This window comes from Paenibacillus sp. J5C2022 (genome assembly GCF_025567625.1).
Taxonomy (GTDB): Bacteria; Bacillota; Bacilli; order Paenibacillales; family Paenibacillaceae; genus Pristimantibacillus.
In genome coordinates, this window is sequence record NZ_JAOQJC010000002.1 from 308,170 (window position 1) to 324,921 (window position 16,752).

General features: G+C 52.9%; 13 protein-coding genes. 12 read left to right on the top strand and 1 reads right to left on the bottom strand.

Annotation, left to right across the window (positions count from 1 at the left end):
- Positions 1 to 7: 7 nt before the first annotated feature.
- A complete protein-coding gene (gene metG, locus M6D81_RS03240) occupies positions 8 to 2,002 on the top strand; it encodes a methionine--tRNA ligase (protein ID WP_262675354.1) in 1,995 nt (664 codons plus the stop codon).
- Between the two features lie 101 nt (positions 2,003 to 2,103).
- On the opposite strand, the gene M6D81_RS03245 is transcribed toward metG, so the two are convergent.
- A complete protein-coding gene (locus M6D81_RS03245) occupies positions 2,104 to 2,859 on the bottom strand; it encodes a helix-turn-helix domain-containing protein (RefSeq protein WP_262675355.1) in 756 nt (251 codons plus the stop codon).
- A 229-nt stretch (positions 2,860 to 3,088) separates the two neighbouring features.
- Here M6D81_RS03245 and M6D81_RS03250 point away from each other — a divergent pair, with 229 nt between their 5' ends.
- From M6D81_RS03250 to M6D81_RS03300, 11 genes are all read left to right on the top strand, one after another.
- Entirely contained in the window at positions 3,089 to 3,925 is an 837-nt protein-coding gene (locus M6D81_RS03250; RefSeq protein WP_262675356.1) for a phytanoyl-CoA dioxygenase family protein, read from the top strand.
- Between the two features lie 141 nt (positions 3,926 to 4,066).
- Complete coding sequence (locus M6D81_RS03255; protein WP_262675357.1) at positions 4,067 to 5,077, top strand: glycoside hydrolase family protein; 1,011 nt, start codon at positions 4,067 to 4,069, stop codon at positions 5,075 to 5,077.
- Between the two features lie 5 nt (positions 5,078 to 5,082).
- Positions 5,083 to 5,637, top strand: coding sequence for a hypothetical protein (locus tag M6D81_RS03260; protein ID WP_262675358.1), 555 nt, complete (start codon positions 5,083 to 5,085; stop codon positions 5,635 to 5,637).
- A 23-nt stretch (positions 5,638 to 5,660) separates the two neighbouring features.
- Positions 5,661 to 6,584: a nucleoside hydrolase gene (locus M6D81_RS03265; protein ID WP_262675359.1), complete on the top strand. Its 924-nt coding sequence runs from the start codon at positions 5,661 to 5,663 to the stop codon at positions 6,582 to 6,584.
- Between the two features lie 15 nt (positions 6,585 to 6,599).
- Positions 6,600 to 7,514 carry a ribokinase gene (gene rbsK / locus M6D81_RS03270; protein ID WP_262675360.1) on the top strand — a complete coding sequence of 305 codons (915 nt, stop codon included), beginning with the start codon at positions 6,600 to 6,602 and terminating at the stop codon, positions 7,512 to 7,514.
- An 81-nt stretch (positions 7,515 to 7,595) separates the two neighbouring features.
- On the top strand, positions 7,596 to 9,383 hold the full coding sequence (locus M6D81_RS03275) for a sensor histidine kinase (RefSeq protein WP_262675361.1): 1,788 nt from the start codon (positions 7,596 to 7,598) through the stop codon (positions 9,381 to 9,383).
- Positions 9,358 to 11,046 carry a response regulator transcription factor gene (locus M6D81_RS03280; protein ID WP_262675362.1) on the top strand — a complete coding sequence of 563 codons (1,689 nt, stop codon included), beginning with the start codon at positions 9,358 to 9,360 and terminating at the stop codon, positions 11,044 to 11,046. The genes M6D81_RS03275 and M6D81_RS03280 overlap by 26 nt, the downstream gene beginning before the upstream one ends.
- An 83-nt stretch (positions 11,047 to 11,129) precedes the next feature.
- Complete coding sequence (locus tag M6D81_RS03285; RefSeq protein ID WP_262675363.1) at positions 11,130 to 12,815, top strand: extracellular solute-binding protein; 1,686 nt, start codon at positions 11,130 to 11,132, stop codon at positions 12,813 to 12,815.
- Positions 12,816 to 12,863: 48 nt separating this feature from the next.
- Positions 12,864 to 13,841, top strand: a complete 978-nt coding sequence (locus M6D81_RS03290; RefSeq protein WP_262675364.1) for an ABC transporter permease — start codon at positions 12,864 to 12,866, stop codon at positions 13,839 to 13,841.
- Between the two features lie 12 nt (positions 13,842 to 13,853).
- On the top strand, positions 13,854 to 14,726 hold the full coding sequence (locus M6D81_RS03295) for a carbohydrate ABC transporter permease (protein WP_262675365.1): 873 nt from the start codon (positions 13,854 to 13,856) through the stop codon (positions 14,724 to 14,726).
- Positions 14,727 to 14,737: 11 nt separating this feature from the next.
- A complete protein-coding gene (locus M6D81_RS03300; RefSeq protein WP_262675366.1) occupies positions 14,738 to 16,147 on the top strand; it encodes a glycoside hydrolase family protein in 1,410 nt (469 codons plus the stop codon).
- Positions 16,148 to 16,752: the final 605 nt, after the last annotated feature.

Genomic DNA, 16,752 nt, shown 5'->3' on the forward strand with positions numbered 1-16,752 from the left:
ACAAGTAATGAGCTCGAACAAAACTTTTTATATTACAACCCCGATCTATTACCCCAGCGACAAGCTGCATATCGGTCATGCCTATACGACGGTGGCGGGCGACGCCATGGCGCGATACAAGCGTCTGCGCGGCTACGACGTCCGGTATTTGACGGGCACCGACGAGCATGGGCAGAAGATTGAGCGCAAGGCGAAGGAAGCGGGCAAGACGCCGCAGCAATTTGTAGACGATATCGTCGTCGGCATTAAGGAGCTGTGGAGCAAGCTCGAGATCAGCAACGACGACTTCATTCGTACGACTGAGGACCGTCACAAGACGGTCGTGGAGAAAATATTCAAGCAGCTGCTGGAGCAGGACGATATCTACAAGGGTACCTACGAAGGCTGGTATTGTACACCTTGCGAATCGTTCTTCCTGGAACGGCAGCTGAAGGACGGCAATTGTCCGGACTGCGGGCGGCCCGTCGAACTGGTGAAGGAGGAGAGTTACTTCTTCCGCATGAGCAAGTATGCAGACCGCCTGCTCCAGTTCTACGAGGATCATCCCGGCTTCATCCAGCCGGAGTCCCGTCGCAACGAGATGATCAACAACTTCATCAAGCCCGGCCTGGAGGACCTGGCGGTATCGCGAACCACGTTCGACTGGGGCATCCGGGTGCCGGGCGATCCCAAGCACGTGATCTACGTGTGGATCGACGCTCTGTCGAACTATGTGACAGCTCTTGGCTACGGCAAGGAAGGCGAGGATGAAGCTTACCGCAAATACTGGCCGGCGGACGTCCATCTGGTAGGCAAGGAAATTGTCCGGTTCCATACAATATATTGGCCGATCATGCTGATGGCACTCGACTTGCCGCTGCCGAAGAAGGTATTCGCCCACGGATGGCTGTTGACGAAGGAAGGCAAAATGTCCAAATCGAAAGGGACGGTCGTCGACCCGGTCGTGCTCATTGATCGCTACGGATTGGATGCGCTCCGCTATTACTTGCTGCGGGAAGTGCCGTTCGGCGCGGATGGAGCGTTCACGCCTGAAAATTTCGTAGAAAGAATCAACTTCGATCTGGCGAACGATCTGGGCAATCTGCTTAACCGAACGGTAGCGATGATTGACAAGTATTGCGACGGATCGGTACCGCAGTTCCGAGGCTCCGTCACCGCGTTCGACAACGGGCTGCAGGAGCTGGTGCAGCAGACGGTTCGCCAAGTGGAGAAAGCGATGGAAGAGATGCAGTTCTCCATAGCCCTGTCTTCCCTGTGGCAACTGGTGAGCCGCACGAACAAATATATCGATGAGACGCAGCCGTGGGCGCTGGCCAAGGACGAGTCGAAGCGAGCGGAGCTGGATGCCGTCATGTATCATCTTGCGGAATCGCTGCGCATGGTATCCATTATGCTGCAGCCGTTCCTGACGCATGCGCCTAGAGGGATATGGAAGCAGCTGGGTATTCCAGCAGGCGAGCTGACCTCATGGGAGAGCATGAGGGAGTTCGGCCGCATTCCAGGCGGAACGAAGGTTAGCAAGGAGGCTCCGCTGTTCCCGAGATTGGAGATGGCGGATGAAGTGGCGTTTATTGCGTCTTCCATGGGGGGCGTCCAGGCGTCTGACAATGCATCTGAAGGCAATGGTGGCGGAGCGGCTGCTTCCGTTGCCGAAGATGGCCCCGCACCGTCCGATGCGGAGGAGATCGGCATTGACGACTTCGCGAAGGTGGAGCTGCGCGTCGCGCAGGTGCTGGCCGCCGAGCCTGTCGCCAAGGCGAACAAGCTGCTCAAGCTGCAGATCGATCTGGGTTATGAGAAACGTCAGGTCGTGTCCGGCATCGCGAAGTTCTATAAGCCGGAGGAGCTTGTCGGGCGCAAGGTGATCTGCGTCACGAATCTGAAGCCGGTGAAGCTGCGCGGCGAGCTGTCGCAAGGCATGATATTGGCCGCTTCGCACGGCGATCAATTGACGCTCGCCACTGTGCCAGACGGGATGCCGAACGGCGCCATTGTGAAGTAAGGGGATGCTTGCGGGAGCATAATACGAATATATGATATACAGGACTGCCCTGCCGGGGCAGTCTTCTTTTTTTTGTTGACGAACGGAACGTCCGAAGCGAATTATAATGTGCCGCGAGAGAGCCGGCGATATTGAGAGGGGCTCAGCTGGTATTGCCGCTTGAACATGTCGCCGAATTGGGAGGCGGTGGAGAAGCCGCAATCCTGTGCGATCGCGGATATCGTATCGTCCGTGCCCAGAAGCAATTGAACGGCATGCTCCAGCCGTTTCCCGATGACGAAGCTCAGCGGAGATTGGCCGGTCTGCTCCTTGAACAAATGACGGAACCGGTCATAGCTGTAGCCCGTCAGATCGGATAAGGAGTGAAAATCGACCGATTGCAAGTAATTTTCCTCCAGCGCCCGAATCGCGTAGTGCAGCTTGCTCGAGACAGTCTCTGCGGACGGCTGGTGCTGCAGGCGCAGCAGCTCCATGACGACCTGTCCCGTCAGCAGGTTCATCTGCTCGGCATGAAAGGCGCCAGGCGTCCCCATCTCCCGCTTCATGCGCTGCATGAGAGGAAGAACGGTCCCGTTCTGATCGTGGCATATCCCGTTCGTCAACTGCGCCGGCTTGTCGTCATGGAGAAATCCGATGAAGATGACCTCCGTCTCCTCGTCATGCCGCTCATCGTGATACAGCTTGGGGCGGGTAATGCTTATCGTCCCCGGACCGTAACGGTAGGAATCCCTCTCAATCACCATCTCGCCTGTACCCCGAACATAATACACGATCTCGAAGCAACTATGATGGTGGAAGTCGACGTAACTGTCTTTCGGCATCGTGTGATGCATCAGGAAGTCGAGACTGCTAAGCACGGCCATCTTCCCCTTTGTTAACTGAGTTTGAAGCTATTGTACTGAAGAACGGGACGGTTGGAAAGTGTTGTCTTTCCATGAGAAGGTCTGTCCTAGCCAAATCGTGATAGGGGTTAGCCATAAGATTATAGATGTAGTCAATAGTTCAAGTGTAAAATCGAATCATGCTTATCGTGATTAGCCATAAAATGAGATGCATAGCTATATGCAAAGTAGGAGGGCAATTCTTATGTTAGCGCAAAATCAAGTGCAAGCTTACGAGCGCGACGGATTTCTGGTTATCGAAAATATGTTGTCTGAAGAAGAGGTGAAGCTGTATCGGGAATTGACGGAATCCAATTCCATATCGGCACTGCGGGAACAGCTTCAGGAGAAAGATAAGGAGGCAACAGTACATATGCTGGGACTTACGAGCATGTCTCCCCTCTTCCTCGATCTGGCCAGACATCCCGCGATCGTAAGCTGCCTGCAGCCGCTGCTGGGCCCCGACATTCAGCTTCAGCACTCCAAGCTGGCAACGAAGCCCGCCGCCAAGGGAAAGGGAATATTCCCCTGGCATCAGGACTACATGTTCTATCCGCATACGAATACAGATATTCTGTCAGTGATGATCATGCTGGATGACGCCACGGAGGAGAACGGATGCATGCAGATGGTGAAGGGAAGCCATAAGCTTGGCCCCCTCGATCATACGAAGGATGGTTATTTCATAGGGGCTTGCTCGGAGTCGCGTTATTGGGAAGACGGCAGCCATGTCGTCAATATCATGCCTCGGGCAGGCGGAATAAGCATCCATCACGGACTGACGCTTCATGGATCAGGCCCGAATCTGTCCGGCAAGCCCCGTCGCGGAATTGTCTTCTCCTACCGGGCCGACGACGCTTATCAGCTTGCCGACGGCGTATGGAGCGATACGGGCGTGCTCATCAGCGGCCAGCGGGGCGAGCGGGTCCGCTGCGACGCCGGCGTGGTCAGACTGCCGCGGACGCTGCGGTATCCCGGCTATCCATTCGGGCATGCCTGGAACCAGGAGGGCGAGATGGCGAAGCGGGAGAGGGAACGCTAATCATGAATGTTAATCATGAACGCCATCAAGTAAACAATAGTCAATGCAAGATGTAAACATAACGAAGTAGCGTGTCCTGGAGCGGCAGTCTTACAATGAAAGACGTAACGGAATAGCTGTATCCAGGGAGAGTGAATAAACATGAGCGCCAGTCCATATCGGATGTTCGACGATTCCGAAGGCATCTACAATTATTGTCCGGCTCCGGTCAGGGTTGATCGCGATACGATGTATGTATTTTATTGCGCGAACACTTGGCCCGGCATCGTCATAGACGATATTTACGGCAGGAAAGGTAAGCTGGTAGAGGGACGTTGGGAATTCGGCGACAGATTCCTGGCGCTGACCCCTTCCCGTACGGGATGGGATTGCATCCACGTATGCGATCCCGATGTCATTAAGGGGCAGTTCAACTGGAAGGGCGAGACGTACAGCTGGATGATGGTCTATCTTGGCTGCGATATTCATTATTGCTATCACAACCAGATCGGCATCGCATTCGCCAAAGATATCGCAGGTCCATATATCAAATATGATCGGAATCCCATAGTATCCTACGACGAGCTCTATCATTGGGGTGCGGGTCAACCATGCGTGTTGTCGCTGGACGGGAAAGGGAAGTTCAGAATGCTCTATACGCAGACGGTGCATGAGTATGCCCGCCACTATGAGAAGCCCAGAACGTTCTGGCGGGATTTCGATCTGCATGATGCGGATGCTCCGGTCGTCGGCGAAGCAGTCGCGATGCATGACGGAGGCATTGCCAATCTTGGCGGCGAGGGGAAGGCGGAGGTATTCAATCCCGCGATCGTATGGGACCGCATGCGCGATCACTATTATCTGGCCCGCGAAGGCACCCCGTTCGATCGGGAGCGGATGCCGAACTTTATTGCTTCCTACACCCAGATATGCTCCATTAGCCGTCAACAGTTCGAAAGCAATGAAGGCGGCTGGTGCACGATGCGCAATATAGGAGCCGCAGACAGCGGATTTCAACGCAATCATAACGCTGGCGTGTGCAAGGACGCATTCGGCTGGCTGTACGAGGAAGCCGTGCTGCCTGTAGCACTGACGGTATCCGCTGTACAAGATGACGGATTTCTATGGACTTACCGCATTCACTATACCGAAATCCCATTGCAGGAGGATTAGCGCCGATGGCCAGAACGTATGTATTGCAGTCTCCGGAGATAGCCGTCGCTGCGGCACGCATGAAAGCGGATGCGAACTATATCGGAGCGGCGGATTGTGCAACTGTGAAGTGGATGCGGGACAACCATGTGTTCATTAGAGATACATGGGAAGGGGAGCTTACAGACAGGCGGCTGCAGCAGCTGTATCACAGATTGTTCCCCGGCGACGATCTGTTCATCGATGGCAGGCTGTCCGGGAAGCAGCAATTGAAAGCAGTCGCATATGCGAAGGAGAAAGGCGCTCGCATTACGCTGTGCGTACAGGAAGGACATGTCGTGGAAAGGGATGTGTACATGGCGGTCGACTGGATCGTCAGCTGCGGAGCTCAAGTGAATGGTGGCACGGACAAAGTGCTGCTGCTTCGCAGCGATCAGTATGTATATGCCGCGGCCGGAGCGCTGGCGCTATGCTTGATGCATGGCCTGGATGCTTCGGCTGCGGCCGGCTTCTACTTAAAGGCAGCCGATTGCAAGGAACTGCCCTGGTATGATGAGATTGCCTATAGCAGAAGGCAATAACAAAACAAGGAGGGTCAAAGATCATGAACAAAACTGCCTACCCCCTATTGTCGGAGACGGAATATGCGAAACGGTTAACCCCGCCAAGTGGCAAAATCAGCATGGTGCTGGATACCGACACATTCAACGAAATTGACGATCAGTTCGCCGTCATATACGCGCTTGCAGCCGGGGAAAAAATGGAGGTGGAGGCGTTCTACGCCGCACCGTTCTTCAACGAGCTGTCCAGCGGGCCTGCGGACGGAATGGAGAAGAGCTATCTGGAGCTGTTGAAAATTCGCGGGCTGATGGGACGAGAGGACATTCCCGTGCTGCGCGGCTCTGAATCGTATATGGCTACCGAACATGCTCCGGTTGACAGCGAGGCGGCGCGCGATCTGGTAGATCGCGCCATGAAGCGCGACCCGGATAATCCCCTGTACGTAGTGGCGATCGGCGCCATTACCAATGTCGCCAGCGCGATCGCGATGGAGCCTGCCATCATAGAGAGAATCGTAGTTGTGTGGCTCGGCGGCCATACGTTAGAATGGGGAGATACCAAGGAATTCAATCTGCAGCAGGATCTGCACGCCTCCCGCATCGTCATGGACATCGGAGTTCCGCTCGTGCTTGCGCCTTGCATGGGTGTGGCATCCAATCTTAGAACGACGTTGTCCGAAGTAAGAGATTACGTGAGGCCGCAAGGAGAGATCGGAGAATATCTGTATGAGACATTTCGCAACTGCCGGGAGGATCACTTCGCCTATTCGCGCGTCATATGGGACATCGCGGTTATCGCCTGGCTTGTTCAGCCGGACTGGGCGCCGTCTCATCTGATGCCTAGTCCAAGAATATCGGAAGATTGCCGCTGGGGAATAGATCCGTCCCGCCATCTTATCCGTTATATCCGTTATATCGATCGCGACGCTGTATTCAAGGACTTGTTCCAACGATTGGCGAAGCTATAAGCTAGGAGGAGCAGCATGAGCAAAAAACCGAAAGTGACAGTCGTAGGCAGTCTTAATATGGATCTGGTCGTATCCATGCCGAGAATGCCAAAGCAAGGCGAGACGCTGACCGGCGACGCCATTCATTATATTCCGGGGGGCAAAGGGGCCAATCAAGCGGTCGGATGCGCCAGGCTGGGGGCGGAAGTGACGATGATCGGCGCTGTCGGCTCCGACGGGTTCGGCGAACGCATCCTGCAGGATATGCGGCGCTACGGAGTGTCGGCGGAGGCAATTGCCGTATTGGCGAACAAGCCGACGGGAACCGCGTCCATCTTCCATACGCCCGAAGATAACAGTATTGTTATCGTGCCGGGAGCCAATGGCGCGGTTACGCCAGAAATGATCGATGCACACGCTTCAGCCATTACGTCCGCAGATATCGTGCTGCTGCAGCTGGAGATACCTCTCGACGCCGTAGTGCGCGCCTTGCAGATTGCAAGAGCGGGCGGGGTGCGTACCGTATTGAATCCGGCTCCGGCTGTGCCGCTGCCGCAGGAATTGCTGACGCTATGCGACTTTGTTACGCCGAACGAGCATGAGTTCGAGCTGTTGTCGTCGCTTGCGTTAGGAGAATCGGACGAGCTGATTGAACAGGGTATTAGAGTCTGGGAGGAGCGCTACGGCAATAAGCTGCTTATGACAAGAGGCAAGCATGGCGTCTCCTATCTGGACGACAGCCGATTGCGGACGGCGCCCGCTCCGTTCGTTGAAGCGGTCGATACGACTGGCGCCGGCGATTGTTTTAACGCCGCAGTTTGCTATGGACTGGCTTCCGGCTGGGAGATGGGGAGGGCCGTTCCGTTCGCGGTGAAGGCCGCCTCCTTATCCGTTACCCGCTTCGGTGCGCAAGCCGGTATGCCGACGCTGCAGGAAGTAGAGTCACTGTAGTACATACGATTGTCGATAGCCTGATTCCTCTGAGTGAGGGATCAGGCTATCCATATGTCAATCCGATTCGGGAGGTGCACAGTGGAGTGGCTGAAGCTTAATCTGTTCAAAAAGGTAATTGCGGTGTTTTTCATCGCCATCATTCCGCTTCTCATCATAGGCGTTGCACTGAACCAAACGGGCACAACGATTATTCAACGGGATATCGAAGAATCGATGCACTCCCGCGTACAATTCTACATGAATTCATTCGAGACGGAGATGGATCGAATCATCCGGATGAAGCAGCAATATACGGTGGACAACGACATACAGACGCTTGTCATGCATCATATGATCCTGTCCGATATCGACTTGTACTATACCGTGCTTGAAGTGCAGCGGAAGCTAATGCAGTTCAAGGAAGCGAGCTTATTCGTGGAAGGCGTCAGGCTGTACGTTCCCGAGCTGGATATGCGCATTGACGACGTATTCATCGAACGGGGCATTGCCAGTACGGAACTGACGGAGCTGGAGCAGAAGTACGGGCGCATGGAGCTGATTACGGCTTACGGCGACCAACTCATTATGATGGACAGCTATCCCAAAAGCATTCTGCGCGATAATGAACCGCAAATCTATCTGGAAGTTGAATTGTCGAAGCAGAAGATTGAACAGACGCTGCGCACGATAATCCCTAACAAATTAGGAGAAACCGTCATATGGGACTTGAACGGCAGGTGGCACTTAGGAACGTTGCCGTCGGATATGGAGGGCTTGCGGCGATTGCTTGATGATCAGCCGCAGAGTCATGATAACGCATACATGGATGGCCGGGTAGAGCTTGACCGGAAGCCTCATCTGTATGCTTACCAGCTGTCACCGAGACTTGGAGCGGCATTAATGATTTATGTCGATGAGAGTGAGCTGCTGGGTCCGTTGCATTGGCACAAGAGGCTATTCTGGATTCTCGCCGCCACATCGGTATGCGTCATTCTTCTTTTCTCTTTATGGATTTACCGATTGATTCATAAGCCGATGTACATGCTGACAAGCGCATTCCGGCGAGTGGAGAAGGGAGACTTGACGGTTGTTCACAGTTATGATAAGCGGGACGAGTTCCGCTACCTTTACCGGCAGCTTGCCCAGTTGACTGCCCGGCTGAAGGGACTCACAGAAGATATATACGAGCAGGAGCTGCGGCTGAACCGTACGGAGCTGAAGCAGTTGCAAGCCCAGATTAACCCCCATTTTCTGTACAATATTTTTTTCTTGCTGAACCGAGTATTGAAGCTGGAGGATGTGGAGACGGCAAAAAAACTGACGGTACATCTGGGTAAATACTTTCAGTATATGACGAGAAACTCGCGCGATGAAGTCTCACTGCTGGAGGAAGTGGAGCATATCCGTTCCTATACTTCAATTCAGTCGCTGCGCTTCGGCTCCAAGCTATCGGTAGAGCTGGAGCAGCTTCCGTCCGAAGTGCAAGACGTGAAGGTTCCGCGACTGATTCTGCAGCCGCTGGTCGAGAATGCATTCGAATACGGGCTGGAGGACAATCCGGAGAAGGGAAGACTGCGTATTGGATACGAAGCGGGGACTCACAGCATGGAAGTGCAGATAGAGGACAACGGCATCGGATTGACGGATGAGAAGCTGTTGATGCTGGGGAGTCGCCTGACTTCACTAGAGGCGGACAGAAAGCTGGAGACGACCGGTATATTGAACGTTCACCGCCGCCTCCAGCTGCGTTATGGAGAAGGGTACGGTCTGACGCTGCAGCGAAGTCGGTGGGGCGGCTTGCTCGTAAAGCTGCGAATGCCCGTCCTGCCTGCGCTTGAACAACAAGGGGGCGATGACAATCATGAACAGATTATTGATTGTGGATAACGAGGAATACGTCGTGGACGGCCTTGTGGAGCTGTTCAACGGGGAGAAGGAGCTTGAGCTGGAGGTGATTGGCGTATACTCCTCCGCTGAGGCGTTGAATCAGCTGATTACGACCAAGATCGATATTGTACTGTCGGATATACGGATGCCCGGATTGAACGGATTGGAGCTGCAGAAGCTGATCGCCAAGCAGTGGCCGCGCTGTAAGGTTATCTTCCTGTCCGGTTACGATGAATTTGCTTATATACAAGAAGCGGCCCGCGTAGGAATGATCAATTATATATTGAAGACGGAAGAAGACGAGGTCATCATCGGGGCGGTGCGAGAGGCGATTGCGGAGCTGGCATCCGATCAGGCGGCCCAATCCGTCGTGCAGGAAGCCGAGAAGCGGATGCGTGAAGCCAACGTGGCTCTTCAGCGGGAATATTTCGCCCAATTAATGCTGGGAGACCATCACGCATTACGCACGATGCGGGAGCAGTTCCGGCAATTGTCAATTCCGCTGAGTGCGGAGAAGCCAGTCGTTATGGTTGCCGGAAGGGTGGATGAGTGGCCGGACGGCTACTCCTACTACGACAAGTCTCTGCTCTACTACGCCGTCAAAAATATATCGGAAGAATATTTGTCGCTCGTCACCAACCACGTCTGTTTTATCTACGGGCGTTCACGCCTCGTCTGGCTTATTCAGCAAAAGAGCGAAGCGGAAGTCAACAAAAGTCAGCTGGACCCTAAGCTATGGCGACTATCCTCCCATTTCATCTATGGCACCTTCGAGTGCATTCAAGCGGCTTGCCACAATTATTTGCAGGTTCCGATCTCTATAGCGATCGGCAAGCAAGAGACGGGATGGAGCAGACTTGCTGAGGGGTATGATGGGCTGAGGAGCTACTTCGACATTCGGCTCAACAGGGAACTGCTACTGGTGGAGGCGGAGCAGCCGAGCATTCCCGGCACAGATCGGCTGCAAGCCTCTCCCCAGGAGCTGTTGAGGCAATTCGATCTGCTGGCATATTCACTGGATAATTCCGATCGTTCGGAATTTATGCGCATACTGGAGCTCTTGCTGACAATGGGGAGAGTCGAGCTGAGCCGTTCGCAGCCGCTTGCGGGCGTTCAGATCGCCAGCACGATTACGGCGCTATTGGTGTCCGCATCGGATAAGCTGAAGCTTTCCGGGCAGTCGAACAAAGAGCTGAAGGCGAGAGTATACAGAGCTACGGAGTCTATGGAGGATTGGCACGAACTCTGCGAGTTGCTTCGCCGGAAGTCCGCGCTTGTGTTCGACCATACGTTTCAGGCGGCGGTACAAGAAGAGGATGAGATTATAGGGAAGATCCGATCTTATATCCAGCAGCATTTGAGCGGTGACATTACGCTGAAGACGGTAGCCCGCGTCATCGGACATAATCCCTCTTACTTGTCCAGATTGTATAAGCAGAGGTCGGGGCAGGGATTGTCGGAATATGTGACGGAATTGAAGCTCGCCAAAGCCAAGCAGTTGCTAAGAGAATCGAATATTCGCATCGGTGATATATCGGGCATGGTAGGATTCCTATCGGAGCATTACTTCTACCGCTTCTTCAAGAAAGCAATGAATGTGACCCCGCAGGAGTTCCGGGAGCAACAGAAGACAGAAGTCAACAGAAGGCAAGCGAACAGGTAAAAAGATCAAAGTAGGCAGCCCGTATGCCCTTATCGTAGGATGAAAGCATGAATCAAACGACACTTTACATGGGAGGTAACAAAATGAACAGAACGAAAAAGAGGCTGCTATTGATTCTATGCTTTATCTTCGTATGGGCATCGCTGTCCGCTTGCAGCAGCGAGAACCGGAAAGGTGAAAACGAGGGAGAGAGAGGAGCAGAGACCAGCGAATCGGCGGCAGGCGACAACGATGAGAAGCGTTATGACGATATCGTCGATATTGACTGGTACGTTAATCTGTCCTGGTGGAAATACGGCGGCGAATGGGGCAAGGACAAGTTCTCGCGGTATATTCAGGACGAATTCGGCTTGAACATTAATTTCATTACACCGGCAGGCGACGGCGCGGACCAGATCTCTACCATGATCGCATCCGGTTCCATCCCGGACATGATTACGGTAGAGTCGTGGATGGATTACAAGTCCAAGCTGGCGCAAGGCGGTTATCTCGCGCCCATGAACGAACTGATCGAACTGCATGCTCCAGATTTTAAAATGTATGAAGACGTATTCAGCTGGTATGAGGAAGGGGACGGGAACACTTATGTAGTGCCCAACTTCGCTTATTCCAGCCACGCCATGAAGGAAGGCGAGCAGTTGGAGCCGAACAGCTCCTTCACGATTCGTTCCGACATTTACGAGCAATTGGGTCGTCCAGACATTTCGACTGCAGACAAGTTCCTGGACGTGCTGGAGCGGGTGAAGAACGAGATCGGAACTTATGACGGCAAGGGGATTATTCCGCTGCAGCTGTACGAATTCCACAGCAGCGGCAACACCTCTGAAGAATGGCTGCGTGAATACTTCGCGGTACCTTATGAGAATGCTGACGGCGATCTAACGAAGCGGCAGGAGGAGAGCAAGTATTGGCAAGTGCTGAAATTCCTGAACGAAGCCTATCGCAGAGGACTGATCTCTCCCGACAACTTCACAGACAAGCGCGATCAAATCAATGAGAAGGTCGCCAGCGGCCGCGTATTCGCCAAGCTGACTGCCTCCCAGGACTTTAATCCGCAAATGACGACATTGTTCGAATCCGACAGCAAGGCTAAGTATGAAGCGCTAGCTCTTCGCAACTATGACGGAGACGATCCCGTATTGACGGATATCCGCGGCTGGGGCTGGCTCGTAACTGGTGTGAGCAAGAAGTCGAAGGCGCAAGAGCGCATCATCAAGCTGATGCAATTTCTCTACAGCAAGGAAGGGCAGCATATGACCCATTTCGGAGGGGAGGGTGAGACGTATACGTGGGGTGAGGACGGTCGTGTCGTCATGACAGAGCAGTATAACGAGCTTCGCGACAACAATGACGGTAGCCTGGAGCGTAAGTACGGCATCGGCTTCAATCTGCTGCAGGATTGGTACTCCGTCATGAACTTGTACCCGAAAGCTGAGAAGCCTGTGGACAAATACCTTGCGGATTTGAAAAAACCGCTTGTTCCTTATAGTCATGATACAACAGCGGCCGGAGGCAAAGCCGATCCCGCTCATCCGGAGCGCGACACTATGCGAGAGATAAGCAACCGAATCGGCTTGCTGTGGGGCAAGGAGCTTCCGCGCATTATTATGGCGGATTCCGAAGAGCAAGCCCGGGCCGTATACGAGGATTATTTGGCGAAAATTAAAGAAATGGGCTCAGACAAGCTGTATGCGTATGCAAACGAGAACTTCCATCGGGCGAAGGATGCGCTGGGCATCGCATATTCATGGCCGCCGCTGGTGAAGTAGCGTGAACTTGCCCGCGGATGAAGAGAGTACAAAGGAGGGCTTGCGATCATGCCGATAATTCCTGCTCACACCGAGCCCGGATATAACAAACGTGTATTGAAGCGGCAAAGCTTGCTCGCTAGAATGCTGAGACAATGGCAAATACAAGCGATGGCTTTGTTGGGGCTGCTATTTGTATTGTTGTTCAACTACGCGCCTATGTTCGGAATCGCCATCGCTTTCAAGAGGGCGGATTATTCCCTGAATTTGATGCAGAGTCTCGCTACTGCGCCTTGGGTAGGCTTCGTCTACTTCCAAGAGTTCTTCCACGACTATCAATTTAAAGAAATATTGTACAACACGTTGGGTCTCAGCTTGCTCCAACTGCTCATCAACTTTCCGGCGCCGATCCTGTTCGCGATTCTCATCAGCGAAGTGACGCATAACAGATTCAAGCGCATCGTGCAATCGATCAGCTACTTCCCGCATTTTGTGTCCTGGATCGTATTCGGCGGCATCATCATCAACATGCTGTCTGTAGAGACGGGGATTATCGTCCCGATCCTGCAGAAGCTGGGACTGATGGAGGGGAAGGCGGCCTTGCTCGCGGAGCCGAACGCCTTCTGGCCCATTATTATCATTACTTCCATTGTGAAGGGCTTGGGCTGGGGCTCGATCATTTACTTGGCAGCTATCACATCCATTGATCCGACCTTGTACGAAGCGGCCAAAATAGACGGAGCGGGGCGTTTTCGCCGCATATGGCATATTACACTGCCGTCGATATCGGGAACAATTATCGTATTTTTCCTTTTGTCGATCAGTCACCTGCTGGATTCCGCCTTCGATCAGATATGGGTATTCCAAACCCCGCTCAATCTGGAACGGAGCGAAGTGATTGATACATTCGTGTACAAGACGGGAATTGCACAAATGCGCTATTCGTACACGACTGCGGTCGGCTTGTTCAAGTCGGTCATCGCCTTGATCCTGCTCGTCAGCGGTCACTATATCAGCAAGCGCATCGCGGGCCGGGGCATCTTCTAGGGGGGAGCGAATATGAAAGGAAAACGGCTGGACTGGTTCAATATTTGCAATTACACGTTTCTGGGTGCATTCTGCCTCCTCACCATCTATCCCATTTGGTTCGTGCTGATCGGTTCCTTCAATGACGGGGCGGATTATATGAGGGGCGGAGTATACTGGTTCACGCGAGATTTCAGCTTGTCCAGTTATTCCATCGTGCTACAGGACGACAGGTTATATACAGGCTTTAAAGTGACGATATTGCGAACGGTGCTTGGCACATTGATTAGCGTGTTTTTCACGTCAATGGTCGCTTACGCCATGTCGCGCCGGAACTTGATCGGACGCAGTCCTTATTATTGGTTTTTTCTATTCACCCTGTTTTTCAATGGCGGACTCATACCGACATTTCTTGTTTTCAAGACGCTGGGACTGATCGACACCTTTTGGGTATTGATCGTCCCGACTATGTATTCCGTATTTAACATGATTATCTTCAACGCCTTCTTCCGGGAGCTTCCGGAGGAGATTCCGGAGTCTGCGAAGGTGGACGGAGCATCCGATTTCAAAATATTCCTGCTGTTGTTCATCCCGTTATCGGCACCTGTGCTGGCGACGGTCTCCTTGTGGAATGCGGTGTTTCATTGGAACGCCTTCTTCGACGCGATGATTTTCACAACCGACCGGGATTTAATGCCGCTTCAGCTTTATTTGATGAAGATGATCCGCGAGGCGGATGTCATCTCGAACAGCCAATACATTCCTCCGCAAGTGAAGCAGACGATTAGCGTGCAGACGATTCGTATGGCTGCCATTGTGATCAGCACCGTTCCAATTTTGCTGGTGTATCCTTTTCTTCAACGTTATTTTGTAACCGGCTTTATGGTGGGCTCATTAAAAGGGTAAGGAGTGATTCCATGTTCAGGAGTACAATGAAGACTGTCGTTGCGTTCATGATCTGCACAGTAATGTTGGCAGGCATGCTGCCCTTGAATAGTCAAGCGGCGGTGCTGTGGGAGGAAGATACGCTATCCAGCGTCTACGATCCGCAAGGGAATTATTATACTTATGCCCCAACGATTATACGGGACGGAAATATAGAGCATATGTGGACGTGCCATAATGCGGAGGAAGGCGTATTCCGGGATCATATCTATTATACGAAGCGGGTGGACGGCATCGTGACGGAGTCGCGCTCTGTGCTGCCCCCGGGAGCATCCGAAGCTTGGGACAGCTATCATGTATGCGATCCGACCGTGCTGGGAGGGAAGTTCCTGTTCGATGGATCGGAGTACGACTATGCGATGTTTTATCTGGGCAATGACGTAGACGGTGTCCACCACAATCAGATCGGAGTTGCATTCTCGAATGATCTGGAAGGGGATTGGACCCGTTATCCGAATCCGATCGTCTCTTATCCCAATGACGGCTTCTGGGGAGTCGGTCAGCCTTCCGCTACGAGCGTGGACGGTCAAGGCCATCTGCTGCTGTTCTATACGAGAGGTGATCCCGAGATGACGGCGGGCTATCGCATCGAGTTGAACTTGCGTGACATGTCGGCTCCCGTTATCGGTGAACCGCTGCGTCTCACCGTTGACGGGCTGAAGGACTTGAACGGCGAGCAGGACTGGTTCAACAACTTCGATGTGACTTATGATCCAAGCCGAGACCGATTCTATGCCGTTCGAGATGTGCATCCATTCCCATCCAATGTGCCCGGCTATATTACAAGAGGAGTCCAGATCGTCAGCATTGAAGGCAGTTCGGTATGGGGAGGCGGAGGCACTTGGAAGGTTGAGGGAACATTGAACACTGCGGTAACCGGATTTCCGCGCAACCATAATGCCGGCTTGCTGCGAACGCCGTTCGGTACGCTGCCTGAGCCGGACAAAGTGGAAGTGTATTTCGCCGACAGCGCCGAAGCGCCGAACCTGATCGGCGAAGCGGAATTCACCTATGACATCTGGCGGATGGAGGGCGCGCTGAATGAAGCGAACCCGGTCGTTACGGCAGAGATTGCGAATATGTCGAAGAGACATCTAAGCGTACTGGCGCTAGTGACGGATTTGAATACGAACGTAACAGAGCTGCAAGGGATAACAACGTGGAGGAGCAGCGGATTCTGGATTGGGTACCGCTTATTTGACGAAGAGGGATACTTGCTGGAGGCAGGCACGGCGTATAAGGACCGGGTAAAGGCGGACGGAAGCTTCACGATCCCGGTTAACATGCCGAACGTGCAAGTGGAAAGCGTAAAGCTGGAAGTGTATCTGCTTTCTCCTGAGGGAAGACGAGTAACCCGTGTAGCCGGAATGATCGATTTATAAAGAGCGCCATTTAAAAGCCAGTCGCCGATGTGGGCGACTGGCTTTTATTGAGATGATCACGATGAGGACGCTGCCCGATTAATCCACTTATCGAGCATAACAGCCAAGAGCTGCTTCACCAGGTCGTCAATCGATGCTTGGGTGCTGAAGGCCCTGTTTTGTACGAAATATCATACAAACATTCGCACATGGCAGGAAGGCGGCTTGAGTTTGTACGATTTATCGTACAAATACTAGTATGAGGCTGGGCGGCGGCTTGAGTTTGTACGATTTATCGTACAAAAACTGTCAGAAAGAGTGTGGAACGCCTTGTTTTGTGTGAATTTTCGTATAAAAAGTAGCGGATGGAGTGTAGAAGGCCCTGTTTTATATGAATTATCGTACAAAAAGTAGCAGATTGAGGGCTGAACGCCCTGGTTTGTACGAATTATCGTACAAAAAGTAGACCGAAACGCGGCGGTGACTTGGTTTTATACGAATAATCGTACAAATCCAGAAAATGTGCTCAGAGTAATAAGTGTGCTATAGAGTAGTAGTTGAGGTTTGAGAGTAGCAGGTCGGGCCAGAGTAGTAGTTGGTGTTTGAGAGTAGCAGGTCGGGCCAGA